General features: G+C 32.5%; 18 protein-coding genes. 12 read left to right on the forward strand and 6 right to left on the reverse strand.

Translation table 11 applies throughout. The annotated features are described in order from the left end of the window. Positions 1-12 precede the first annotated feature (12 nt). The 3 genes from WN975_RS01590 to nirK are packed head-to-tail and all read right to left on the reverse strand — an operon-like array spanning position 13 to position 2864. Complete coding sequence (locus WN975_RS01590; protein WP_337964906.1) at positions 13-615, reverse strand: SCO family protein; 603 nt, start codon at positions 613-615, stop codon at positions 13-15. Between the two features lie 16 nt (positions 616-631). Continuing rightward, complete coding sequence (locus WN975_RS01595) at positions 632-1402, reverse strand: formylglycine-generating enzyme family protein (RefSeq protein WP_337964907.1); 771 nt, start codon at positions 1400-1402, stop codon at positions 632-634. Between the two features lie 13 nt (positions 1403-1415). After that, complete coding sequence (gene nirK / locus WN975_RS01600) at positions 1416-2864, reverse strand: copper-containing nitrite reductase (protein WP_337964908.1); 1449 nt, start codon at positions 2862-2864, stop codon at positions 1416-1418. A 291-nt stretch (positions 2865-3155) separates the two neighbouring features. Between nirK and WN975_RS01605 the strand changes: the two genes are divergently transcribed. Both WN975_RS01605 and WN975_RS01610 read left to right on the forward strand, forming a co-directional pair. Then, positions 3156-4418, forward strand: a complete 1263-nt coding sequence (locus tag WN975_RS01605) for a pyridoxal phosphate-dependent aminotransferase family protein (RefSeq protein ID WP_099711537.1) — start codon at positions 3156-3158, stop codon at positions 4416-4418. Between the two features lie 133 nt (positions 4419-4551). Beyond that, positions 4552-5025 carry a hypothetical protein gene (locus WN975_RS01610; protein WP_337964909.1) on the forward strand — a complete coding sequence of 158 codons (474 nt, stop codon included), beginning with the start codon at positions 4552-4554 and terminating at the stop codon, positions 5023-5025. Between the two features lie 341 nt (positions 5026-5366). Here the strand turns inward: WN975_RS01610 and WN975_RS01615 are convergent, their stop codons facing one another. Both WN975_RS01615 and WN975_RS01620 read right to left on the reverse strand, forming a co-directional pair. Continuing rightward, positions 5367-6485: a GTP cyclohydrolase gene (locus tag WN975_RS01615; protein WP_337964910.1), complete on the reverse strand. Its 1119-nt coding sequence runs from the start codon at positions 6483-6485 to the stop codon at positions 5367-5369. Between the two features lie 51 nt (positions 6486-6536). Beyond that, a complete protein-coding gene (locus tag WN975_RS01620; RefSeq protein ID WP_337964911.1) occupies positions 6537-7514 on the reverse strand; it encodes a transporter in 978 nt (325 codons plus the stop codon). Positions 7515-7638: 124 nt separating this feature from the next. Between WN975_RS01620 and WN975_RS01625 the strand changes: the two genes are divergently transcribed. The 8 genes from WN975_RS01625 to WN975_RS01660 all read left to right on the forward strand — a co-directional run bounded on the left by WN975_RS01625 (position 7639) and on the right by WN975_RS01660 (position 16293). Then, on the forward strand, positions 7639-7923 hold the full coding sequence (locus tag WN975_RS01625) for a DUF4834 family protein (RefSeq protein WP_089352697.1): 285 nt from the start codon (positions 7639-7641) through the stop codon (positions 7921-7923). A gap of 51 nt (positions 7924-7974) precedes the next feature. Continuing rightward, on the forward strand, positions 7975-10410 hold the full coding sequence (locus WN975_RS01630; RefSeq protein ID WP_337964912.1) for a YfhO family protein: 2436 nt from the start codon (positions 7975-7977) through the stop codon (positions 10408-10410). A 74-nt stretch (positions 10411-10484) separates the two neighbouring features. Then, the gene (locus WN975_RS01635; protein WP_337964913.1) at positions 10485-10652 is read left to right on the forward strand and encodes a hypothetical protein; all 168 of its coding nucleotides are present in this window, start codon (positions 10485-10487) and stop codon (positions 10650-10652) included. Continuing rightward, positions 10649-11113, forward strand: coding sequence for a DUF6036 family nucleotidyltransferase (locus tag WN975_RS01640; protein WP_099711542.1), 465 nt, complete (start codon positions 10649-10651; stop codon positions 11111-11113). The genes WN975_RS01635 and WN975_RS01640 overlap by 4 nt, the downstream gene beginning before the upstream one ends. Before the next feature lie 45 nt (positions 11114-11158). Beyond that, positions 11159-12445, forward strand: a complete 1287-nt coding sequence (locus WN975_RS01645) for a glycosyltransferase family 4 protein (protein WP_337964914.1) — start codon at positions 11159-11161, stop codon at positions 12443-12445. Between the two features lie 81 nt (positions 12446-12526). After that, positions 12527-13996, forward strand: coding sequence for a polysaccharide biosynthesis C-terminal domain-containing protein (locus WN975_RS01650; RefSeq protein WP_337964915.1), 1470 nt, complete (start codon positions 12527-12529; stop codon positions 13994-13996). 96 nt (positions 13997-14092) lie between these two features. Continuing rightward, complete coding sequence (locus WN975_RS01655; RefSeq protein ID WP_337964916.1) at positions 14093-15748, forward strand: mechanosensitive ion channel family protein; 1656 nt, start codon at positions 14093-14095, stop codon at positions 15746-15748. A gap of 245 nt (positions 15749-15993) precedes the next feature. Then, positions 15994-16293 carry a hypothetical protein gene (locus tag WN975_RS01660; protein WP_099711546.1) on the forward strand — a complete coding sequence of 100 codons (300 nt, stop codon included), beginning with the start codon at positions 15994-15996 and terminating at the stop codon, positions 16291-16293. 218 nt (positions 16294-16511) lie between these two features. On the opposite strand, the gene uvrA is transcribed toward WN975_RS01660, so the two are convergent. Beyond that, entirely contained in the window at positions 16512-19307 is a 2796-nt protein-coding gene (uvrA, locus tag WN975_RS01665; RefSeq protein ID WP_337964917.1) for an excinuclease ABC subunit UvrA, read from the reverse strand. Positions 19308-19660: 353 nt separating this feature from the next. Between uvrA and WN975_RS01670 the strand changes: the two genes are divergently transcribed. Both WN975_RS01670 and WN975_RS01675 read left to right on the forward strand, forming a co-directional pair. After that, on the forward strand, positions 19661-22429 hold the full coding sequence (locus WN975_RS01670; protein ID WP_337968976.1) for a triple tyrosine motif-containing protein: 2769 nt from the start codon (positions 19661-19663) through the stop codon (positions 22427-22429). A 241-nt stretch (positions 22430-22670) separates the two neighbouring features. Next, a complete protein-coding gene (locus WN975_RS01675) occupies positions 22671-25736 on the forward strand; it encodes a TonB-dependent receptor (protein ID WP_337964918.1) in 3066 nt (1021 codons plus the stop codon). Positions 25737-25739 lie beyond the last annotated feature (3 nt).

Genomic DNA, 25739 nt, shown 5'->3' on the forward strand with positions numbered 1-25739 from the left:
CAGTCTTTTAATTTATATTTTTTGAGCTTCTTGGTTTATTTTTTCTATTGTTTCATTATTATTTACGCCTAAACCTTCTTGCTGAAATATCAATTCGCCATCAGTATTAAAAACACTTATAATGTTTGAATGTGAAAATTCCATAGGAGATATTTGTTTGTAATTTACTGCCAGAACCGCAGCAAATTCTCTCGTATTATCTTCTGTCGAACGAAGAAAAATCCAAGGGTTTTGATTCATATTATTGGCTATCGCAAAAGCTTTTAATTTTTGTGGAGTATCTGTTTTTGGATCAATACTTACCAGAATAAGTTTGACATTTTTTTTGGTTTTCCGATCTAGTTTTTTTTCAATATCTCTCATGTCTGCGACTAATCTTGGACAAGCGGCTTTGCAGGAAGTGTAAATCATAACCATAACAAGAATATTTCCTTTAAGGCTTTTGAGTTCGATGTTTTTTCCATCCTGAGTAGTCCATTGCGAAGGCAAGTTATAAATTGATAAATCGGTGATTTCTTTGGTTTTTGCTATAGGTTTAGTTACTTCTTTCTTGGGATCTTTACAGCTTTGTAAAGTAAAAAGAAGAATAAAAAACGTAATTATTGATTTTTTCATTTTAATGATTTTGTTGTTATAGTTTTGTTGTACTGGCGCATCGAAATCCTAAATTCCGCGTCGAATATTGAGCTTTAAGACTTCCTCTAAACGCGTATCGCATAAAAGCGGCATAATCCATTAAATCCGTTGCATTGACAGAAGCAGCGCCACAGAAAAGATTTTTATCCGCACTTTTGTCTTTTCTCGATTCTCCGGATAAAAAAATGCTGTTAAAATCAGCGGTCCATTCCCATACTAATCCGTGCATGTCATAAACGCCCCAATAATTTCTGAAGGTTTTGCCAATTGAATTTTCGTATGTTTTTGATCTTTCATACCAGAACAAAATGTATTTGTTGAATTCTGCTTTGGTTCTGGCATCGATTTTTTTTTCATCGGCCATGGCCACATATTCCCATTCATCCATTGTTGGTAAACGTTTTCCCTGACATTCGCAATATTTTTTGGCGGCAAACCATGAAACATTTGCGACGGGAGATTTTGGATTTGCATTTCCAAAATCAAAATCAGATTTCCAATATGATAAATAACTTTTATCGGCAAAAATTCCTTTTATTTTGGATTTACTAAAGTTTGGATTATTTTTAAGAAAGCTCAAATACTCGGCATTCGTTACAGGAAATACATCAATATAGAATGATTTGACGTTTACAGGTTTTTTTGCTGTAGCTCCGTAAAGAGGGATAAAAAAGCCCTCTTTTATCGGAACCATTTTCGATTCCTGCCCACTTATAGATGGAATTTGAGCGAGAAAAAGAATAATTATTAAAATGCTTTTTTGCATGTTATTCAGGTTATTATCGTTGTGATTTTACCATTTCAGGAGTCACTTCAGTTTTGTTATTTCCCCAACTGTTATAGATGTACGTCATAACATTGGCAATTTCATCATCAGATAAGTTTTGCGCTGGCATAATACTGTTGAATTTCTTCCCGTTTACGGTTATTTCGCCGCTTAAACCATGCAAAATTGTTTTAATAGCACGTTTAGAATCAGCGTTTAGATAATCTGATTTTGCAAGAGGAGGAAAGGCATTTGGAATTCCTTGTCCTTCAGATTGATGGCAGGCAAAACAGGTTGTCCCGAAAATTTCTTTTCCAATTTTTATTTTTTCAGCCATTGTTCTCTTCGGAATTGCTATTTTTGCTGTTTTAACGGCAGGCATATTTTGGATCGTTCCACCTTCAGGCAAATAAATTCCTTCCTGGATTGTTCCGGAATAAATCTTTTTATTTTCGTTGCCTTCAACTTTCAGAATTCCTAAAGCACCTTTATTAAATGCTCTAAATATGGAGTGATCTACCAAAATGAAATTCCCGGGAGTCTCGACTTTAAAATCAACAATAGCAGAACCTCCGGCCGGAATTAAAGTCGTTTGGACATTTTTATTGATTAGTGCGCCGCCTTCTACGTGAACATTATCGAATATTTCGCCAATAACGTGAAAAGAAGAAACCAGATTTGGACCGCCATTTCCAACAAATAAACGGACTGTTTCGCCTACTTTTGCGGTAAGCTCATTTCCGTTAGTCAGAGAGCCAACTTTACCATTAAAAACTACATAATCAGGAGTTTCTTTAACTGCTTTATTCATATCAAACGGCTGAAGTCCTTTTGCGCCATATTCGCCTTGCGTATAAAAATCACCTTGCATAACATAATATTCTCGATCAACGGGAGGAAGTCCGCCTTCTGGTTCAACCAAAATTAAACCGTACATTCCGTTCGCAATGTGCATTCCTACAGGTGCAGTCGCGCAATGATATACATATAAACCAGGATTTATTACTTTAAAACTAAATACCTTTTCGTGACCCGGAGCTACTAATGAAGAAGTTGCTCCACCACCGGGACCAGTAACGGCATGTAGGTCAATATTATGAGGCAATTTATTGTCAGGATGATTTTTTAGGTGAAACTCGACTTCATCTCCAACGCGAGTTCTAATGAAACTTCCCGGAACAGAACCGCCAAATGTCCAATAAGTATATTTTACACCATCAGTCATCGTGCCTTCCTGCTCTTTTATTTCCATATTAACCTTTAATTTCATCGCAGATCTATTGCCAATAGGTTTAGGAACTTTGGGCGGTGCCGTAAGTTCGGCTTCCATTTGTCCGTTTGTAATAATTTTAGTGTAATCGCTTTGAGTTGTTTCTTTTTTACAGGATGTAACAATCATTATGGTGCAAATTGTAAAAAGGAAAATTCGCATTTTACTGGAAATTTTGTACTTCTTTTTCATAATAGTTTGGTTTTATTTTAGTTTTAAATCTAAAGTAAATTTAAAAGACAGTTTTGTCTTTTATTATGATAAAAGTCATGTATTACTTATTTTTTTGATCATTATTTTGCTATAAGTGATTTTTTAGTAAGTTTTAACTTGTAAAACGAGGATTGTGAAAACGCCTTTTTTTCTTGTAACCGACGAATGGCAATATTTTTTAATAAAAATAATTACCTGACTCTATTTTAGAATAATAATCATTATTTTTGCACCCTGTATAAATAAAAATTATTACTTCAAAATATATTTATGGTAAAAGATTTATTCGAAAGAATTCAGAACAATAAAGGGCCATTAGGAAAATGGGCTTCACAAGCTGAGGGTTATTTTGTATTCCCTAAATTAGAAGGTGAACTTGGTCCAAGAATGAAATTTGGTGGAAAAGATATTTTAAATTGGAGTTTGAATGACTATTTAGGTCTTGCAAATCATCCGGAGGTTCGTCAAGCGGATATTGATGCTGCAACACAATACGGAGCAGCTTACCCAATGGGAGCTCGTATGATGTCCGGACATACTAAATACCACGAACAATTAGAAAATGAATTGGCTGAGTTTGTTATGAAACCAGCGGCTTATTTATTGAATTTTGGTTATCAGGGAATGGTGTCTATTATTGATGCTTTAGTGACTAAAAACGATATTATTGTTTATGATGTAGATTCTCATGCTTGTATTATTGATGGTGTTCGTTTGCATATGGGTAAACGTTTTACATACAAACACAATGATCTTGAAAGTATGGAAAAAAACCTGCAACGTGCTACTAAAATGGCTACAGAAACAGGTGGTGGAATTCTTTTTATTACCGAAGGTGTTTTTGGAATGAGAGGACAACAAGGAAAATTGAAAGAAATTGTTGCTTTAAAAGAAAAATATAATTTCCGTTTATTAGTTGATGATGCGCACGGTTTTGGTACTCTTGGTAAAACAGGAGCTGGAGCAGGTGAGGAGCAAGGAGTTCAGGACGGTATTGATGTTTATTTCTCTACGTTTGCAAAATCAATGGCTAATATTGGAGCTTTTGTAGCTGCAGATCAAGATATTATTGATTATTTAAAATATAATTTACGTTCTCAAATGTTTGCAAAAGCATTACCAATGATTCAAACAATTGGTTCTTTGAAGCGTTTAGAATTATTGCGTAATCACCCTGAATTGAAAGATAAACTTTGGGAAAATGTAAACGCATTACAAAACGGATTACGTTCTAGAAACTTCAATATTGGAGACACAAATACTTGTGTAACACCAGTTTATTTACAAGGAAGTGTTCCAGAAGCAATGGTAATGGTAAACGATTTAAGAGAAAACTACGGTATTTTCTTGTCGATTGTAATTTATCCAGTAATTCCAAAAGGAATTATTTTGTTAAGAATGATTCCAACAACTTCACATACACTTGCTGATATTGATGAAACGTTAACAGCATTTGAAGCTATTCGTGAAAAATTAGAAAACGGTACTTATAAAGAAATTGCAAGCAGAACTACAGTTGATTTAGATGCTTAATTTCTAAAAACTAAATTCCTATATGGGAATTATGTAAAAAAATCCATTCGTTATGCGAATGGATTTTTTTTATTTAAAGTAAATTTATAATTATAAACCACAGTAAAAATAACCCACAGTAAAAAATAGCATTATGAAAAAAGTATTAGCAATAACAGTAATTATTTTAGTTGTTTTAGTTTCTTGCAAAAAGGCAGAGCCTGCACCTGTAATTACGCCAGATCCTCCAAAAGAAGCTGAGGTTGTAGAACCAGCTGGAGATCAGTGTTTTGCATCAAGATTGAATGGTAATATCGTTGCATTGAGTTTTAATGTAAATTCACATCAGGAAGTAAATGGGAAATTAAGTTACAACTTAACCGGAAAAGATAAAAATGAAGGGACTTTAATAGGTAACATGAAAGGTGATACCTTGGTTGCAGATTATACTTTTGTATCTGAAGGAGTTTCATCTGTTCGAGAAGTAGTTTTTTTACAAAAAGACGGAACTCTTATTGAAGGATATGGAGACGTAGTAGATGCAAATAATAAAGTAACTTTTAAAGATAAAAAGAAATTAAAATTTGACGCAAAAAATACTTTGACAAAAGTTGATTGTCCTCAATAATAAAGAAATAAAAAAATTGTAGAAAAAAGAAATCCCATTCAATACGTTGAATGGGATTTTTTATACCTATTTCTAAAGGTTATTTTTTATTTTATTCAAATATTCACTTGAACTTCCGTTCCAATAACATTTTGAGCAATGTTTTTGATCTTTAAATTCGTGTTGACAATTTTCATATCCGTATAAAGTATGAGCACATTCTGGACATAAACTTTCCATTAAAGAAGAGTCTTTGTAAAAATCGCTTTTACATTCATCACATACTTTTATCAAAGATTTATTTAAATCCATTTTATAAGGAAACTAAAAGACAATTTACTTTTTACAGCTCACCTTTTACATTATAGATATTTCAAATATGTTTTTCTTCGGCAATGAATTTTTGGATCGAAGTTTTTCCATAATAAATGAATCGCAGTATTTTCGGCTAATTCCGGAGTTCTGATGCAATTCTGGATTCCTTTTTCAGAGAAAGTTTTAAAATATTCATCAAAGATAATCGCTGTAACACCTTTGTTTTGGTAATCAGGATGAACTCCGATAAGGTAAAAAACAACATCTTTACTCTTTTTACGGGCTTTCAATAAATGAATAAATCCAAATGGGAATAACTTTCCTTTTGCTTTTTGTAAAGCTTCAGAAAAACTTGGCATTACAATACTAAAAGCAACCAAATTATCCTCTTTATCAACCACAAATTTGATGTATTCCGGATTGATAAAACTGATGTATTTCTTTTTAAAATATTCTTTCTGAACATCTGAAATAGCGACAAACGAAGCTAAACTTGCATAAGATTCATTAAACAAATCAAACATTTTGTCAACATGTGGCATAATGTCTTTTGTCTTGGTGAAAGTCAGAGCGCGTAAACCGTATCTTTTCTTGATTAATTCTTGTGCTTTCAGAAAAAATTCAGGTTTAACATTCGAAAAAGGAAATATGCTTTCTATATATTCTTTTTCCATTTTGAAACCTAATTCTTCAAAATGAGTTACATAATACGGATTATTATACCAAGTAATCATCGTTCCCATTTGGTCGTAACCTTCAGTAAGAACTCCAACTTTGTCCAGATTTGAGAATCCCATTGGACCTTCAACATGCTCAAGATTGTGTTGTTTTCCTAATTCATAAACTTTTTCAAGTAAAGCTTTTGTAACTTCAATATCGTCAATAACATCAAACCAGCCAAAACGAACTTTTCTTTTGTGTTGGTTATTAACTTCAGCCCAATTTATAATAGCGGTAATTCTACCAACGATTTCATTGTTTTTGTATGCCAGATAAAAATAAGCTTCGGCACTATCAAAAGCAGGATTTTTTGTTTTGTCAAATGATTCTAATTCATCTGCAATTATAGGCGGAACCCAATATGGATTGTCTTTGTATAACGAAAACGGAAATTTTATATACTCGGTTATTTCTTTTTTAGACTTGGCTTCTTTTATTGTAATCATTCAAATGGTATTATAATGTGTTTCTTTTGGAGAAGTTTGATTATTAAATTCTTATTCGTATTTAGACTTACGTTTTCTTTCTTTTTCCTGATAATCGATTTCTTTTTGCTCTAATTCGTTATCCTTATTCTTTTTAGCTTTTTCGTTGCTTTTAAATTCTATTTCTTTCTCTTTGTAACGACCGTCATAACGCCATGAAACACCAACGCCTCCATATAATATAGAAGGAGTATTTTTGAAGTTAGTACTTATAGATGCGTCAACCTGAAGATTTGGATTAATTAAATAAGCAGCTCCTCCACGAAGAATGGCGTCGCTGTAAAAATCACTTTTATAACCTTGGTTTTCGATAAAACCAGACCATTTGTCATTAAATCCATGAGTCAAAGTCAATACGTAACCATAACTAGGATAATCAGTTCCGATGTAATCAGCTATAATATTGGTTACAAAAACCCATTTTCCGCCTCCAAAAAGATTTTGAGTAATCAATGCTACTTTTGGAGAAATAGCAGATTGAGGAGAAAAATAATAAGGATTGTCAGCGCCAACAAAATTTGCTCCTGCAAACAATGAAACCGCCGGAATTAATGAATGCCAGTCAAAACTGCGATTGGCTTTATAACTGTATATATTATCAGTTCTTTTATAGTTTTTATAAGGATCGTAAATCAAATATTTAGCTCCCAGAACAGTTTGTCTGAAGTTGTTTTTTTTATAAGTGGTATAAGGAGTATCAAAATTTTCCATTTGATATTGAACATCAAGAATAAATTCCAGCTTTTCAAGAAATGCACCATATCGCAGTGTTAAATCGGTACCAAAACCATTTGCGTTATAGTTTAGTAAATCGTGTTTTTCTTTAATTCCGTAAATACCAAGTTCTGCTTGAAATACGGTTTTTCCAACAGCGTATGCAGACATTGTTTCGCCTGGACGATTAGAATTGATGACATCGGTATATTGAGCGAAAAAAACTTGCGGTACAAAGAAAAGAGCTGTAATAAATAAGTTTTTAGTTTTTAACATAAATGTATTTTTTGATTAAAAAGTAATAACGCATTTCAAATGTACTATATTTTATTATTTATTTAAGATTGATATTTTAATTTTAAACAATGGATTTATTAATTTTGGAAAAAATTATATGATTATGCAAGAAGCATCTTTTACAGGTTTAATAAAAGCCATATGCTATATGGTGGCATTTTATTATATTTTTAAGTTTTTGGCTAGAATCTTTTTACCGGTATTGGTAAAGAAAGCGGTTGAAAAAGCAGGGGAGAATTTTCAGAGACAACAACAATATAGTCAGGATAATACATGGCAAAAAACGCGTACAAACAATGATGAGATAATCATCAATACTGCCAATGCAAAAAATCCTCGCGAAACCAAAAAGGTTGGCGATTATGTTGATTACGAAGAAATAGATTAAGTTTGTGTCCTAAAAGTTGTAGGATTCATCATTTAACCAAACCAGCCTAAATTGAAAATAGTAAATAAGTTCTATCCGCATGCCCTTGTTATATTGGGGTTTATTCTCGTTTCTTTAATTTATTTTTATCCTGTTTTACAAGGAAAACAAATTTTCCAATCGGATATTGCTCAATATACCGGAATGGCAAAAGAGCAAAATGACTTTAGAGCAGCAGAACATTCTGAACCCTATTGGACAAATTCAGCATTTGGTGGAATGCCAACATATCAATTAGGAGCAAATTATCCTAATGATTTAGTAGGACATGTAGACGATATCTTACGTTTTTTACCTCGTCCTGCAGATTATCTATTTTTATATTTCTTAGGTTTTTATGGTTTATTATTAGTTTTAAAAACTGATCCTCTAAAAGCTTTTATTGGGGCAATTGCCTTTGGTTTTTCTACCTATTTAATCATTATTCTTGGCGTTGGTCATAATGCAAAAGCACATGCAATTGCATATATGCCATTGGTTATTGCCGGATTTATAATGGTTTTTCAGAAAAAATATATTTGGGGAGGTTTGCTCACGATGTTTGCGGTTGCACTTGAAGTGAATGCGAATCACTTTCAAATGACTTATTATTTATTGATCTTCTTATTGATACTTTCAGGATATTTTGCCTTTCAATTTATCAAAGAAAAAGAATACAAGCCGCTTTTAATTGCAATAGGAACTTTGGCTGTAGCCGGAATTTTTGCAATTGGAGCCAATGCTACCAATTTAATGGCAACAAGCGAATACGCTAAATTTAGTACTCGTAGCAACAGCGAATTGACTTTTAATCCTGATGGAACAAAAAAGACTAACGAAAACGCTTTAAGCAGAGAATATATCACAGAATACAGTTACGGAATTGCCGAAAGTTTTAACTTGATTGCACCAAGACTTTTTGGAGGTTCAAATCATGAAAATGTAGGTACAGATAGCCGCATGTATTCTTTTATGATCGAACAAGGAGTTCCGTCAGAACAAGCTCAGGATTTTGTATCAGGAATGCCAACATATTGGGGAGATCAGCCTATTGTTGCTGCTCCGGCATATATTGGAGTCGTGGTTTTCTTTTTGGGAGTTTTGGCATTATTCATTGATGATCGAAAAATAAAATACGTATTTCTTTCCGGAGCATTAGTTTCTTTAGTGCTTTCATGGGGAAAAAACTTCGCATTACTAACAGACTTTTTTATTGATTACGTTCCAATGTATGATAAGTTTAGAGCAGTATCATCGATTCAGGTTATTCTTGAATTGTGTTTCCCTGTTTTGGCTATTATGGGATTACAGTCGTTTTTTAAAGCAAAAGAAGAACCTAAACTTCAACAGAAAGCATTAGTACAAACAGGAGTTTTTGGATTAGGAGTTATTTTGATTTTAGTAGTGGCTAAAAGTGCGTTTCACTTTACAGGAAGCAGCGATAGTTATTTCATGCAAACCTACGGACCAGCTTTTGTTGATGCTTTAAAAGAAGATAGAATGAGTCTGTATTCAGCAGATTTATTGCGTTCAGGATTTTTTATTGTAGTGACTTTTGGAATCTTATGGTTATTTATAAAAAATAAATTAGCTCAAAATACCACTTTAATTATCGTTGGTCTTTTAATGATTTTCGATTTGTTTTTTGTGGATAAAAAATATGTTTCTGCTAAAGATTTTGTGAGTCCTGCAGAAATTGCAGCTCCGTTTCAGGAAACACCTTCTGATGCTCAGATTTTAAAAGATACCTCACATTACAGAGTTTTTGAAGTAAACGGAAATCTTTCTAGTGCACGTGCATCTTATTTCCATCATTCGATAGGAGGATATCATGCTGCAAAACCTAGAAGAATGCAGCAGTTATTTGATTATCAAATTGCAAAAAACAATATTGAAGTTTTGAATATGCTGAATGTAAAATACATTATTCAGACTGATAAAGAAGGAAAAGAATTTCCTGTTGTAAATCCTGATGCAAACGGAAACGCTTGGTTTGTAAGTACCGTAAAATTGGTCAATAAACCAGACGATGTCATGAAAGCTTTAGATCATATTGATACTAAAACAGTGGCAGTTTTTAATGTTCGTGAGCATGAAGGTAAATTTAGAAATGCCCGATTAAAAAAACAATTGGATACAACTGGAACAATTAAAGTAGTAGAATACAAACCAAACTACATAAAATACCAATCTGATAACGGAAAAGACGGTTTGGCAGTATTCTCTGAAATGTACTATAAAAACGGTTGGAATGCTTACATAGATGGTCAGTTAACAGATCATTTTCCGGTTGATTACGTTTTAAGAGCAATGGAAGTTCCTGGAGGAAAACATACAATCGAATTTAAATTTGAACCTCAGGTTGTAAAAACCGGTGGAACAATTACTTTAGTAAGTTGCATTGGAATGCTTTTACTTTTAATTGGTGGAGTTTATTTCGAAAGAAAGAAATCTGGTGCTAAAAGTTAGAACTTTGATTTTCTTTCTTATTTAGGATTGTCTATCATTTATTATCTTTGCTATGTATTTTAAAAGACTGAACAATGAAAAAGAATGTGTTAAGTTTTGGTACTCCACAAGAACTGGAAGCTAATAGAATAGCTGAAATAAAATCGCTTTCCTACTTAGAAAGATTAGAAAGATTGATGACTCTTATTGAGCTTTCTTATACGCTGAAAACAGCTAAAGTAATCCAATCTAAAAAACGATGAATGAGCAAATAATTGCTATTTGGAATAGTTTTTTTGAAAACAAAGTTAAATATATAACTATTGGTGGATTTGCTGTAAATATTTATGGCTATAATAGAAGTACAGGCGATATCGATATTTATTTAGAGGATACAATTGAAAATCGAATTAATTTAAGAAAAGCTTTAAAATCAATTAATTTGGGAGATTTTGAAACTATTGAAACGATGCAATTTATTCCAGGTTGGACAGATTTTAGTTTAAGCTACGGTCTGAGGCTAGATGTTATGACTGCTGTAAAAGGTTTAGAAGATAAATCTTTTTCGTCATTGTTAGAAGATGCTACAATAGTAATGATAGGTGAAACTCCTGTTTATTTTATTGACTACGATAGTTTAATAATCGCTAAAAAAGCAGCAAATAGACCAAAGGATATTTTAGATATTGAAGAACTTAGAAAAGCAAATAACGATTCAGAATAAAATTCTTAATCTATATAAAACTGATATTTTCAGAAAATTAATAAATTGGAACAAAAAAAACTCTTAATCATTACCTATTATTTTCCACCAGCTGGAGGACCTGGCGTGCAACGTTGGTTGAAATTCGTAAAATATTTGCCTGAATTTGGTGTTCAGCCTATTGTTTATGTTCCGGAGAATCCAACTTATCCAATAATTGATCAAGGTTTAGTTAGTGAAATTTCTGATCAGGTAATTGTTTTGAAAAATAAAATTTGGGAACCTTATCAATTGGCTTCTATTTTTTCGAAAAATAAAACCAAGAAGATTAGTTCCGGAATTTTTCCACATAAAAAGAAGCAGACTTTTTTAGATAAAACTTTTCTTTGGGTTCGCGGAAATCTTTTTATTCCGGATGCTCGTGTTTTTTGGGTAAAACCATCTGTTTCTTATCTTGAAAAATATATCAAAGAAAATAATATAGATACGATTGTAACTTCCGGGCCACCGCACAGTTTGCATTTAATAGGTTTAGAATTAAAAGAAAAACTAAACGTAAAATGGTTTGCTGATTTTCGTGATCCGTGGACTACAATTGGATATCATAAAGCGTTGCGTTTATCCACTTACGCCGATAAAAAACATAAGCAATTAGAACATAAAGTTCTTAATACTGCAGATACAATTATTGTAACGAGTAAAACTACAAAAGCCGAATTTCAAGCCATTACAAACAAGCCAATTTCGGTTATTACAAACGGTTATGATATTGAAAATGTTGAGAAGCAAACTTTAGACACCAAATTTACTTTGGCACATATCGGATCATTTTTATCAGATAGAAACCCAAGATTTTTATGGGAATGTCTGGTTGAATTATTACAAGAAGTTCCAGACTTTAAATCACATTTAGAGATAAAATTAATTGGCGCCGTAAGTCAGGAAGTTCTGGATGCTATAGCAGAGTTTAATTTGAATGATTATTTGAATCTTTTGGGATATGTTTCACATCATGAAGCAATTGCCCATCAAAAAAAATCACAAGTTTTACTTTTAATAGAGATTAATTCAGAAGATACAAAAAGCATTATTCCAGGTAAATTATTCGAATATATGGTTTCAAATCGCCCAATAATTGCGATTGGACCACAAGGTTCTGATTTTTCCGATATTATAACAGAGACAAATACTGGAGTATTTTTTGATTATTCTGAGAAAGCGAAGTTAAAAAGTGTAATTTTGGACTTTTATAATCAGTTTTTGGAAGGGAAATTACAATCCTATGGAGTTGGTTTACAACAATATTCGAGAAAAAACCTCACCAAGCAATTAGCACAATTGATTAAAGAATAAAAGTAATTACAATTTAAAAAATCTATAGAGAGTAGAAAATCAGAAATCTAAACTCTACAATCTAAACTTTGCAATCAAAACATGGGTATTGTTTTAAACCAGTCTTTCAAAAATACAATCATAACTTACATCGGTTTCGCTATTGGAGCCATTAATACACTTTATTTATATCCAATTTATCTGGGCGCTACTTATTATGCTCTGACAAACTATATACTTTCGGCAGCAAATGTTATTATGCCTTTGTTTGCAATTGGAATGCAGAATACATTAGTCAAATTCTATTCGCAATATAAAACCGAAGATGAAAGAGAACAGTTTCTTTCTTTTACGGCATTATTTCCCATATTAATGTGTATTCCGCTGGGTATTATCGGAATCTTTTTCTTTGATGATATTACGGCATTTGTAACTAAGAAAAACCCTGTTGTAAAAGAGTTTATGTTTTTGATTCCTTTTATTGGAATTTGTATGGCATATTTCGAAATATTCTATGCTTGGGCAAGAGTTCACATGCATTCTGTTTTTGGAAATTTCATTAAAGAAGTTGGTCTGAGATTGTTTTCGACTTTTGCATTGGTAGGTTTGTATTTTAAATGGATGACACTAATTCAGTTCGTTTATGTAACGGCAGGAATTTATTTTGTCGCCTTTATAGTTACAATGTTTTATGCATTTTATATCAAAAAACCTAAATTTCAAATTAATATTCCGCAGAATGTAAAAGATGTAATGGAGTATACATTTTTCATTATTTTGTCAGGAAGTGTTGCCAATTTACTTTTAGACGGAGATAAACTGATGCTGAATCAGTACATGAAAATCGAGAATATTGCTTATTATTCTGTAGCAACATATATTGCTTTGGTGATATCAGTTCCAAGTCGTGCTATGCATCAAATTGTGTATCCAATTACGGCTAAATTAATGCATGAAAACAAACACGATGAATTGAATTTATTGTACAAAAAAACCTCAATAAATCTTCAAATTGTTGGTGGTTTTGTAATGTTATGCATTTTCGTCAATATCAATCAATTGTATGAATTAGTTCCAAAAGAATACAGCGGCGGAATCTCGGTTGTCTTTATGATTGGATTATCTAAATATTTCGATTTGATTTTAGGAAATAATAATGCCATTATTTTCAATACAAAATATTACCGAATGGTGTTGTATTTAGGATTGCTTTTGGTGTTTTTGACAGTAATCTTAAATATGATTTTTATTCCGATTTTTGGAATTAAAGGATCAGCATTTGCCACATTATTGTCGATTACTTTATACAGTTTAGCAAAGTTGCTTTTTGTTGTAAAAAAACTGCATTTGTACCCTTTTACAAAAGAAACCATTTATTCAATGCTGCTGACATTTGCATTGTTTTTGTTGTTTTACTTCTGGGAATTCCCTTTTTATCAGCTAATAAGTATTGCTTTAAAATCTGTTTTGGTTACGATTTTGTATTTATATCTAAATTATAAGTTTAATATTTCTCCGGATATTAATAAAGTAATTGATGGTATTTTGAAAAAGATAGGAATTAAAATTTAATACGATTTTATTGAGAAATCAAGAAGGAATTTAAATTCTAAGCTATTTTGTTTTTATATTTGTTAGAAAGGATAACCAATTTATTTCTAAGAGAATATGAAAAAGAAATTACTTTGTTTTTTAGGGTTCTTCGTTGTATTGTTTTCTTCACTGACTTTTGCTCAAGCCGATAGTTTAAAAAACTCAAAAACAATTACTGTTGATTTAAAACCAAAAGGATATCCTGTAAGTCCTTTTAAAGACACACTTTTTTATGTCTACAATAAAGTAGGTTCTTTTTCTGCAGAAAGCAGAGCAAATGCAATTACAGAGAAAATCAGAAAACTTTATGAAGAATCTTTTTTCGAAAAAGATTCTATTTCAGTTGTTCCTTCAGATATTTCGCAGGATATTATCTATAAGAATGATTTTGTGATCATGTCGATTTTGGATATAGATGCAAAAGCCGAAAATCAAACGGCAACTTATATCGCCAAAAGAAATTTGAATTTGATAAAACGAGCGATTATTTATCAAAACGAAAATTATTCAATGCTCCCAAAAAGGCTCGGATATACAGCATTGCTTATTCTTATTATTGGAATAGTTCTATATTTTGTAGGGAAGATTTTTAACCGAATAAAATTATACATCTTAAAAAACAGCGACAGGTATTTTAAAGGATTTAATTATAACAATATCAATATTCTTTCGCCGCAGAAACAGCAATCTCTATTGATGAAATTGTATAGTCTGATTAAAGGCATTACATTAGTTCTAATCGTTTATCTTTCGCTTCCTTTACTCTTTAGCATTTTCCCTGCAACAGAAGCTTATACGACAACTTTATTACGTTGGATATTAACGCCGGCAAAATCGGCAATTATGGGATTTATCGACTTCTTGCCAAGTTTTGTAACCATCGTCGTTATTTTCTTCATATTTAAATATGCAATTAAGGTAATCAAATTCTTTTTTGACGAAATCAAAAAGGAAAATATCAAAATTGATGGTTTCTATAGTGATTGGGCAATGCCAACATTCAATATTATCAGGTTTTTGTTGTTGGCTTTTATGGTAGTGATTATTTTTCCTTATTTGCCAGGATCAGATTCACCTATTTTCAAAGGAGTTTCGGTATTTGTTGGGATTTTATTTTCATTAGGTTCATCAAATGCCATTGCGAATATGGTTGCAGGATTAGTAATTACGTATATGCGTCCGTTTAAAATTGGCGATTTTATAAAGATTGGCGATGTAAGTGGGGAAGTTATCGAAAAAACAGCGTTGGTAACCCGAATCAGAACTCCCAAATTTGAAGACATTACAATCCCAAATTCGACTGTTTTATCGAGTACTTCAACCAATTATTCTTCAAATACAAAACAAGTCAACAATGGTTTGTTGATTCATACTACAGTTACAATTGGATATGATGTGCCTTGGAAAGACATTCACAAAGCCTTAATAGATGCTGCTTTAAAAACAGATATGATTGAGCAAACGCCGCCGCCATTTGTTTTGCAAACTGGTCTAGAAGATTTTTATGTTGCGTATCAAATTAATGTCTACACAAAGCAGCAACCTACCAAACAACCTCTTATTTATTCGTCGTTGCATCAAAACATTCAGGATTCATTTAATGCTGCAGGAATCGAAATTATGTCGCCGCATTATAGCGCATTACGTGACGGAAATATAACGACAATTCCTGAGAATTACTTAGGTAAAGATTATGAACCGCCAACTTTTAATGTTAAAAATAAAAGTTAAGTTATTGATACTTAGTTAAAATTTTTAACAATTTAACAGTACTTTACTTTGTAGTTTGATTTTTTAAAATTAAATTTATGTTCCAGAATTGAATATTGCTTTTTAGAATCTTGATTTTAACACGTTTTAAAATAACTAAAAAGTCAATATTGTAGTTTTTTAGATTGATAATTTTGCAGAAATTGTAAAATGAAAATGGATAAAATCGATGTGGTAGAATTTGGATTAATTTTAGTTAAATAATTATGAAGAACAATCGGCTCAGTCAGGAACAAAGCATACAAGTATTTTCTAATATGATATCGAATAAAGTTCATAACGGATTTACTCTTGAAGAAAGAAATGATGAGTTTCTTTTTGCGGTTCTTTCAAAAGGTGGAAAAGTTGTCAATCACGGTCTAAACTTTACGATTTTTTGTTTAACATTAGGATTATGGTCATTTGCATGGTTATACCTTACGTTTGAAGCATCAAAACAAAAAAAGATATTAGTTGCTATTGATGAAGATGGTTTTCCGTTTGAAGAAAAATGCTTAGTTGCTTAGTAGTATTATTAAATGAAAAATAGTAAAGCCCTAAATTCAAAATCTACATTTGAATTTAGGGCTTTATTATTAAAGACCTTTCCGATATGTTATGTTTATGTTAGACGCACTGCTGTGCGTCTCTACTGTAAATTTTTTATAAATCACAGAGTTACAGCCAGAGTATTAAGCGCCCAGAGATTAAAACCTTTGTACCTTTGCAACTCAGAACCTTTTCTCTAAAGTTTATCTTTCAAATAAATTCCGGTAACAGATTTCTTTTCTTTTGCAACTTCTTCAGGAGTTCCAACTGCTAGTAAATGTCCACCATTTTCTCCACCTTCAGGACCTAAATCAATAATCCAGTCGGCACATTTTATTAAGTCAAGATTGTGTTCGATTACAATTATTGAATGTCCTTTATCGATTAAAGCATCAAATGAAGCTAATAATTTTTTGATATCATGAAAATGCAATCCAGTTGTAGGTTCATCAAAAACAAATAAAGCTTTGTCTTTTGTTGCGCCTTTTACCAAAAACGAAGCAAGTTTAATACGTTGCGCTTCACCACCGGAAAGCGTCGATGAAGATTGTCCTAATTGTACATAACCTAAACCTACATCCTGAAGAGGTTGTAATTTTTGAGTAATTTTAGTTTGTTTATTTTTTTCGAAAAAAGCAATCGCATCATCAATTGTCATTGTCAGAATATCGTTGATGTTTTGATTGTCGAAAGTAATTTCCAGAACTTCTTTCTTAAATCGTTTTCCACCGCAAGTTTCACAAGGCAAAGAAACGTCAGCCATGAAAACCATTTCGACATTAATAGAACCTTCACCTTTACAAGTTTCGCAACGTCCGCCATCAACATTAAAAGAAAAATGTTTCGCCTGATAACCTCTTATTTTAGATAGTTTTTCTTTGGCATACAAATCACGAATGTCATCATAAGCTTTGATATACGTTACAGGATTTGATCTAGAACTTCTACCAATTGGGTTTTGATCAACATATTCGATATGTTTGATTTGCGAAAAAGAGCCTTTTATTTCACTAAACTGACCTGCTTTTTCGCCGGCATTTTCGAGTTTTTTCTGCATTGCAGGAAATAAAATTTTCTTAATCAATGTACTTTTTCCACTTCCTGAAACTCCCGTAATTACAGTTAAAACATCAAGAGGAAATGTAACATTTATATTTTTTAAGTTGTTTTCTCTGGCGCCAACAATGTCAATATAATTTTTGAATTTTCGTCTTTTCTTTGGTACAGAAATTTCTAAATCACCATTTAAGTATTTTGCCGTAAGCGAATCAGATTTTAAGATTTCCTCATAAGTTCCCTGAGCAACTAAATGACCACCAAAAGTTCCGGCTTCAGGACCAATATCAATAATCATATCGGCAGCTTTCATGATATCTTCATCGTGCTCAACTACAATTACAGTATTACCCAGATCACGAAGCGAAAGTAAAACCTTAATCAAACGTTCAGAATCTTTTGGGTGCAAACCAATACTTGGTTCATCGAGGATATACATCGAACCAACCAAACTACTTCCCAATGAAGTTGCAAGATTAATACGTTGCGATTCTCCTCCAGAAAGTGTTGCCGAATTTCTATTTAAAGTAAGATAATCCAAACCAACTTCTGTCAAAAATGACAAACGATTGTTGATTTCGACCATTAAACGTTTTGCGATTTGCTGTTCGTAAACATTCAAATCGATATTTTTGAAAAAAGTAACCAGATGTTTAATTGGTAAATCAACTAAATCTGAAACTGTTTTACCGTTAATTTTCACGTAAGATGCTTCTTCACGTAGACGTTTTCCGCGACAAGCGTGACATTTTGTTTTTCCGCGGTAACGAGATAACATTACGCGGTTTTGAATCTTATAATTTTTTTCTTCCAGTTCTTTAAAGAAATCATTTAGACCTTGAAAATATTGATTTCCTTTCCAGATCAAATCTTTTTGTTCGTCTGAAAGTTCAAAATAAGGTTTGTGTATAGGGAAATCAAACTTATAAGCATGTTTTATCAATTCGTCTTTGTACCAACTCATACTATCGCCACGCCAAGGATAAATTGCGCTTTCAAAAACAGATAAAGAAGTATTTGGAACCACTAAATCTGTATCAATACCAATAATGTTTCCGTAACCTTCACAAACCGGACAAGCTCCGTAAGGATTATTAAAGCTGAATAAATGTACGTTTGGCTCTAAAAATGTAATTCCGTCAAGCTCAAAATTATTCGAATAAGTAAACCTTTTATCAGAATTTAATTCCTGTAAATAGCAGATTCCTTTTCCTTCAAAGAAAGCAGTTTGTACAGCATCAGCAAGACGATTATAGAATTCTTCTTCGTCTTTGACAACGATTCTGTCAATGATCAGTAGAATATCTTTATTGTCTAATTTATGAAGTTCTGTAGGCGTAAATTCATCAAGACGCATTGTTTCGTTATCGACAAGAACACGAGAAAAACCTTGTTGCAAAAGCACTTTTAGTTTGTCTTCAAGTTGTCGTCCTTCTTCAAGATGAATAGGAGCAAGCAAAAGCCATTTACTGTCTAATTCAAGATTTTTTACATCAGAAACAACATCTGTAACGGTATTTTTTTTAACCTCCAAACCTGAAATCGGCGAATAAGTTCGTCCAATTCTAGCGAATAAAAGTTTTATATAATCGTAGATTTCAGTAGAAGTTCCAACTGTCGAACGTGCATTTGTTGTATTTACCTTTTGCTCAATCGCAATTGCAGGCGCAATACCTTTTATATATTCCACTTTTGGTTTGTCTAAACGCCCCAAAAACTGACGCGCATACGATGACAAACTTTCTACATAACGACGTTGTCCTTCGGCATATAAAGTGTCAAATGCTAAACTTGATTTTCCTGATCCTGAAAGTCCTGTAATTACAACAAGTTTGTTTCTGGGAATCACCACATCTACATTTTTTAAATTATGTACTTGTGCTCCTTTAATTATAATATTATGTTTTGGGTCGAGTGTCGAAAGATCGATTTGCATAAAAAAAGTCAATTTCTACAAAAGTAATCAATTTAGATTTGAGTTTTGTTAATCAGATTGTTCCAAATCTTAACTAATTTCTATGCTAGAGATTTCACAGATTAAAAAGATTTTATGAATTAGTACGTGTATAAAAAAGGTTTGCCACGAATTTCACTAATTAACGCGAATTGAATTTGTGTTAATTCGTGAAATTCGTGGCAAAAAAACATTTGCAGAATTAATCATTTTAATCTGTGAATCCCGATAGCTATCGGGAGTGACAAAAAAAAACACTATTTTAGGACTGTTTTTACATTAAATTAATACAATATATCGATTTGAAAACTAAACTGTCTTTACTGCTTTTTTTGATGAGTTTCTTTCTGTTTGCTCAGGAGTTTCCGCCAATTGTCAAATATTCATCGTCTGTTTATGGAGCCGGAAATCAAAGCTGGATGATTTCGCAGGACGATCAAAACTATTTGTATTTTGCTAATAATGATGGACTTCTGGAATATAACGGAACAAACTGGCAATTGTATCCTGCTCCAAATGAAACTATTATTCGATCTGTAAAAGTGATCGGAAATAAGATATATACGGGTTGCTACATGAATTTTGGCTATTGGACAAGACAAGCTAATGGCAAACTAAAATATACTTCGCTTAGCGATACTATCAAAAATAAAATATTAGACGACGAACAGTTTTGGAATATTTTGAAGTATGATCAATGGATTTTGTTTCAGTCTTTGAACCGAATCTATATATATGATACAAAAACAGGAACATTCAAGATTATTGCGCCAAAAAATGGTGTTGTAAAGTCGTTTGCGCCAAAAAATGCGATTTATTTTCAAACTATAAAAGAAGGACTTTTTGAAATTGAAAGCGGAAAAGCAAAGTTAGTTTCTGATCATCCTATTCTTAAAAAATTCACGATTGTGAATGTTTTTGCAATGGACGACGGTTTGTTGATTCAAACGCAATTGGATGGTATTTATAAATTGAACGGAAATACTCTGACGCGTTTTTCTACGGATGTTGATGCCGAATTAAAATCGAGTTTTGTTTATAGCAGCCAACATCTTCAAGACGGAAGTTTTGCATTGGGAACGGTTTCTAACGGGATTTTTATTTTATCGGATACCGGAAAACTCAAGTATCATATTTCGCAAAGCAAAGGTTTGAGCAATAATACGGCTTTATCACTTTTTGAAGATAAAGATCAAAATTTATGGGCTGGACTTGATAACGGAATTAATTGTATCAATATTCAGTCGCCTGTGCACAGTTTTACGGACGATACGGGAGTTCTGGGAACAGTTTACGCCTCGGCAACTTTTAATGGTTTGTTGTATGTGGGAACAAATCAGGGATTATTTTGCAAGAATATTCAAAGCAATTCTGAGTTTAAATTTATAAACGGTACAAAAGGTCAGGTTTGGTCGCTTTTTGTATATGATAATACGCTTTTTTGCGGTCATGATTCCGGTACTTTTATTATTACCAATGATTCGGCGAGAAGTATATTTTCGGGATCAGGAACCTGGAAATTTGAGGCTGTTCCAAATTCTAAAAATCAATTGCTTCAGGGAAATTATTACGGAATTTCGGTTTTGGAGAAAGTAAATAATCAATGGATTTTCAGAAATAAAGTTCAGGGTTTTGATTATTCGTCCCGATATTTTGAGGTTTCAAACAATCTTGATGTTTATGTAAGTCATGAATATAAAGGGATTTTTAGGCTTAAACTGGACAAAACGCTTTCAAAAACGCACGGATTTTATACTTATAAATCTCCTAAAAAGGGAAAAAATGCGAGTTTGACTAAATTCAATAATCAGATTTATTATGCTTATAAAGGCGGAATTTTTAAACTAAATCCTGCTACAAAACTTTTCGAAAAAGACAATTTACTGAGTTCTATTTTTGAAAAAGACGAATATACTTCGGGGAAATTAATTGTCGATAATTCGAATAAAATCTGGTTGTTTTCTAAAAATTACATTCATTATTTCTCGGCAAGCAAACTAAGCAATCAATTAAAACAGAATGTGATTCCGATTCCGTCTTCGTTGACGAATTCGATGTTGGGTTTTGAGAATATTACGCAAATTTCAAAATCAACGTATTTAATTGGTACAACTGATGGATATTATACCTTGAATATTGATGATTTGAGTTTTAAAAATTACACGGTTTTCATCACGGATATTTCAATTAATAAGCAGAATGAAACTTTAAAAAATGTTGCAATTCAAAGTGAAGGGAACTTTCGCTCGAGCGAAAATAATATCACATTGAATTACACGGTTCCGGAATACAACAAATACATCAATTCAGAATATCAATATTTATTAGAAGGTTTCCAGAACGAATGGAGTGAATGGAGCACAAAAGCGACGGTTAATTTTAAAAATCTTTCGCCTGGAAAATATACGTTTAAAGTAAGAGCAAAATACGCCAATACTATTTTAGAGAATACGGCGACTTATACATTCGTAGTTTTAAAACCTTGGTATTTGACCAATTTAGCGTGGTTTATTTATTTCTTGTTGATGTTTGTTCTGGCTTATTTTGTGAATAAAGCCTATCGAAATTATTATAGAAAACAAGAAGAGAAATTAATTGAAGAGAATAATCTTTTGCTGGAAATAAAAGAGTTAGAAAACGAACAACAATTAATGAAACTCAGAAATGAGCAATTGTCGCAAGATGTTGATAATAAAAATCGGGAATTGGCGGTTTCAACAATGAGTTTGAACAGTAAAAATGAATTACTGGCTTTTATCAAAGAAGATTTGAAAAAGACAACTCAAAATGACAGCAATAATATAAAATCAGTTATTAGTACAATCAACAAAAATATAACGGAAGATGATTCCTGGAATGTCTTTAAAGAAGCGTTTGATAATGCGGATAAAGATTTCCTGAAAAGAATCAAACAACTTCATCCGTTATTGACGCCAAACGATTTGCGTTTGTGCGCGTATCTGCGATTAAATCTTTCTTCAAAAGAGATTGCACCTTTATTTAATATATCGGTTCGAAGCGTCGAAATTAAAAGATATCGTTTGCGTAAAAAAATGGATTTACAGCATGAAGTTGGTTTAGTAGAATATATTCTGGCTGTATAGGAAGGAAAAAAACGGCGATAAAAAACTATACATTACCTCAACATTTGACATTTGTCGTGTTTTTGTTAAGGTAATGTTAAGGAAATTTGGATTCTGAAATTATATATAAATCGGTGTATTTTTTATGATATATTGATTTTTGGTGTATTTTTTTTGATATGTATGTTTTTTGTTGAGGTTAATTTTAACGTATTCTTAAGAGGATACGATAATTTTAACTTTCAATAAAAACTAACTAATTATGAAATCTAAATTATTACTAACCGTACTATTACTGTTTACATCGTTTGCGTTTTCGCAGTCTTTTGATGTAAGCGGTATAGTACTAGATGGCACAGGTTTATCATTGCCTGGCGTGAATGTAAAAGTTAAAACTTCGTCACAAAGTACAACCACAGACTTTGACGGATCTTTTAAATTATTAGGAGTTCCAAAAGGAACGACAATTGTTTTCAGTTATATAGGTTTTCGAACACAAGAAGTTGTGGTTACGGCGCCTAAGATTACGGTAAAATTAAGCGATGATACCAGATCGCTTGAAGAAGTTGTTGTAATTGGTTACGGATCTCAAAAGAAAAGAGAAGTAACCGGAGCTGTTTCTGTAGTAGACAGCAAAACGCTTGATATTTTAAAACCAATAAAGGTTGAACAAGCACTGCAAGGAACTGTTTCCGGAGTAAATGTTACTACACAATCTGGTGCGCCGGGAGCAAAATTAGATATCCGTATTCGTGGTATTGCCACTAATGGTGAAAACGGACCTCAGGCAATTATTGATGGTTATGTTGGAGATTTGAGTTTGCTTAATCCAAATGATATCGAAACAATTACTGTTTTAAAAGATGCTCAGGCAGCTATTTACGGTACAATTGCAGCAAACGGAATCATCTTGATTACCACTAAAATGGGTAAAAAGAATTCAAAAACTAAAGTCTCTTTTAATAGTTATACCGGATTTCAGGAAGCATCCAGAAAATTACCAATGTTAAATGCTACTGAATACGCTTTATTATTGAATGAAAGTTATGCTAATGGCGGAAAAGCGCTTCCTTATCCAAATGCAAGCGGTTTAGGAAGTGGAACAGATTGGCAAAAACAAGTTCTGGGTAAAAGCGTTCCTATATTAAATAGTGATATCACAATCTCTGGAGGTTCTGATAAAATTACGTATTCTATTAGTGGTTCTCACTTGGATCAGGAAGGAATTGTAGGTTCGGACAAATCAGGATTTTTAAGAAATACGGCAAGATTAGCTTTAGGAGCTGATTTGAGTGATAAATTCAAAGTAAAAACAAACGTAATCTATACCTATTTCGATAGAAAAACCATTAACGAAAACGGATTAGGTTCTGTATTGTTTAATGCGTTGAACGTTCCGGCAACTTTATCTCCATATGCTGCAAACGGTGATTTTGCTTTAGTGCCAAACACAACTGGTTTAGGTAACGAAATTATAAATCCGTTGGCGCAAATTGCGAATACATACAATGATTATAATTATAAAAAACTGAACGGAAACGTTGGTTTCGATTATAAAATCTTCAAAGGATTTACACTTTCAAGTTCTATAGGATTTAATACTTCAAATAGTGAGGGAAAAACTTTTGGAAAGAAAATAAGTTATGGCGGAAAAGTTTTTGATGTTCAAAGAAGTTTTGTAACTCAAACTGCTACAAACGATAATGATTACTCGTTTGACCTTTATGCAACGTATGTTACAAAAATAGGAGAGAACCATAATATCACGGCAACATTAGGAAATACCATTTATAAACAATGGGGAAATTCTGCCAATGGAACTGGTTTTGATGTTCCTAATAATTCATGGGATTATGCTGATCTTTCTTTGACAAAAGGAGTTCCATCAGCTTTGAATACCGGGGGTTATGTTTATGATCAAAGAAGGCTTTCTTATTTTGGAAGAGCACAATACGATTATAAAGGAAAATACCTGTTGTCTGCAATGATCAGACGTGACGCATCAACGAAATTTGGTCCGGATAATAAAGTTGGATATTTTCCATCATTTACCGGAGGTTGGGTAATTTCTGACGAAGGTTTCTTTGGAGAATCAAAAACATTTAATTTCTTAAAATTAAGAGCCAGTTATGGTACATTAGGAAATGATCAAATCCCGAATAATGGTTTCTTAAGTCTTTTAAACGGAGAAGCTACTTATGTGTTTGATGGCAATTTAGTAAGCGGAGTTGCAACTGGACAAATTCCTAATCCAAAGTTGAAATGGGAACAAGCAAAGAAGTTTGACGTTGGTTTAGACCTTAGATTATTAAGCGATAAAGTTTCTATCGTAGCAGATTATTTTATTGATACCAGAAAAGATTTATTGATACCGGATATTCCAGTTTCGGGAATTACAGGAGTTGGTGCTCCGGGCGCAAGTGCTCCAACTTTGAATGCTGGTACAGTTAGAAATTCAGGAGTTGAATTTGCAATAGATTACAAAGAGAAATTTGGAGATAATTTTAGCTTGAGCGTAGGTTATAATGTAACTTTTATCAAGAATGAAGTATTGGAAGTAAATAACGGAACCGGAATTATCGAGCTAGGTAGTTTTGGCGTAGGGCAATTACCGGCATCACGCATGCAAGCCGGAAATCCAATTGGATATTTCTACGGTTATAAAACGGATGGAATATTTCAAAATCAGGCCGAAGTTGATGCGCATCCATCGCAATTGGCTTTAGGAGCAAATGCTTCGCCGGGAGATATTCGTTTTGTCGATGTAAATGGTGATGGCGTAATTGATACTAAGGATAAAACCAATATTGGAGATCCAATTCCTGATGCTACAATGGGTTTCAATATACAAATGAGTTATAAAAGCCTTGATTTTGCACTTTACAGCTTTGCTTCAATAGGCAATGATATGGTTCGTAACTACGAGCGTGTACTTTCTGATGCTAATAGATTAGATTATGTTTTGGACAGATGGACAGGTCCGGGAACAAGCAATTCTGTGCCTAGAGTAACTACAGGAGCAACAGCAAACAATGTGCTTTCGGATTATTTTGTTGAAGACGCTTCTTATTTGAGAATTCAAAACATCCAATTAGGATATACACTTGATCCAAAAGTAACTCAAAAAGCAGGAATCACTAAACTAAGACTTTATACAGGAGTAAATAATCTATACACTTTTACGAAGTATAAAGGTTTTGATCCAGGCGCTTCATTTGGACCAACAAATAAAGATGGAGTTTCTCAATCACCAATTGGTGCCGGAATTGATTACGGGTTTTACCCAGTTCCAAGAACCTATTTATTGGGTTTAAACATTAATTTTTAATTT

The organism is uncultured Flavobacterium sp. (genome assembly GCF_951805225.1).
Taxonomy (GTDB): Bacteria; Bacteroidota; Bacteroidia; order Flavobacteriales; family Flavobacteriaceae; genus Flavobacterium.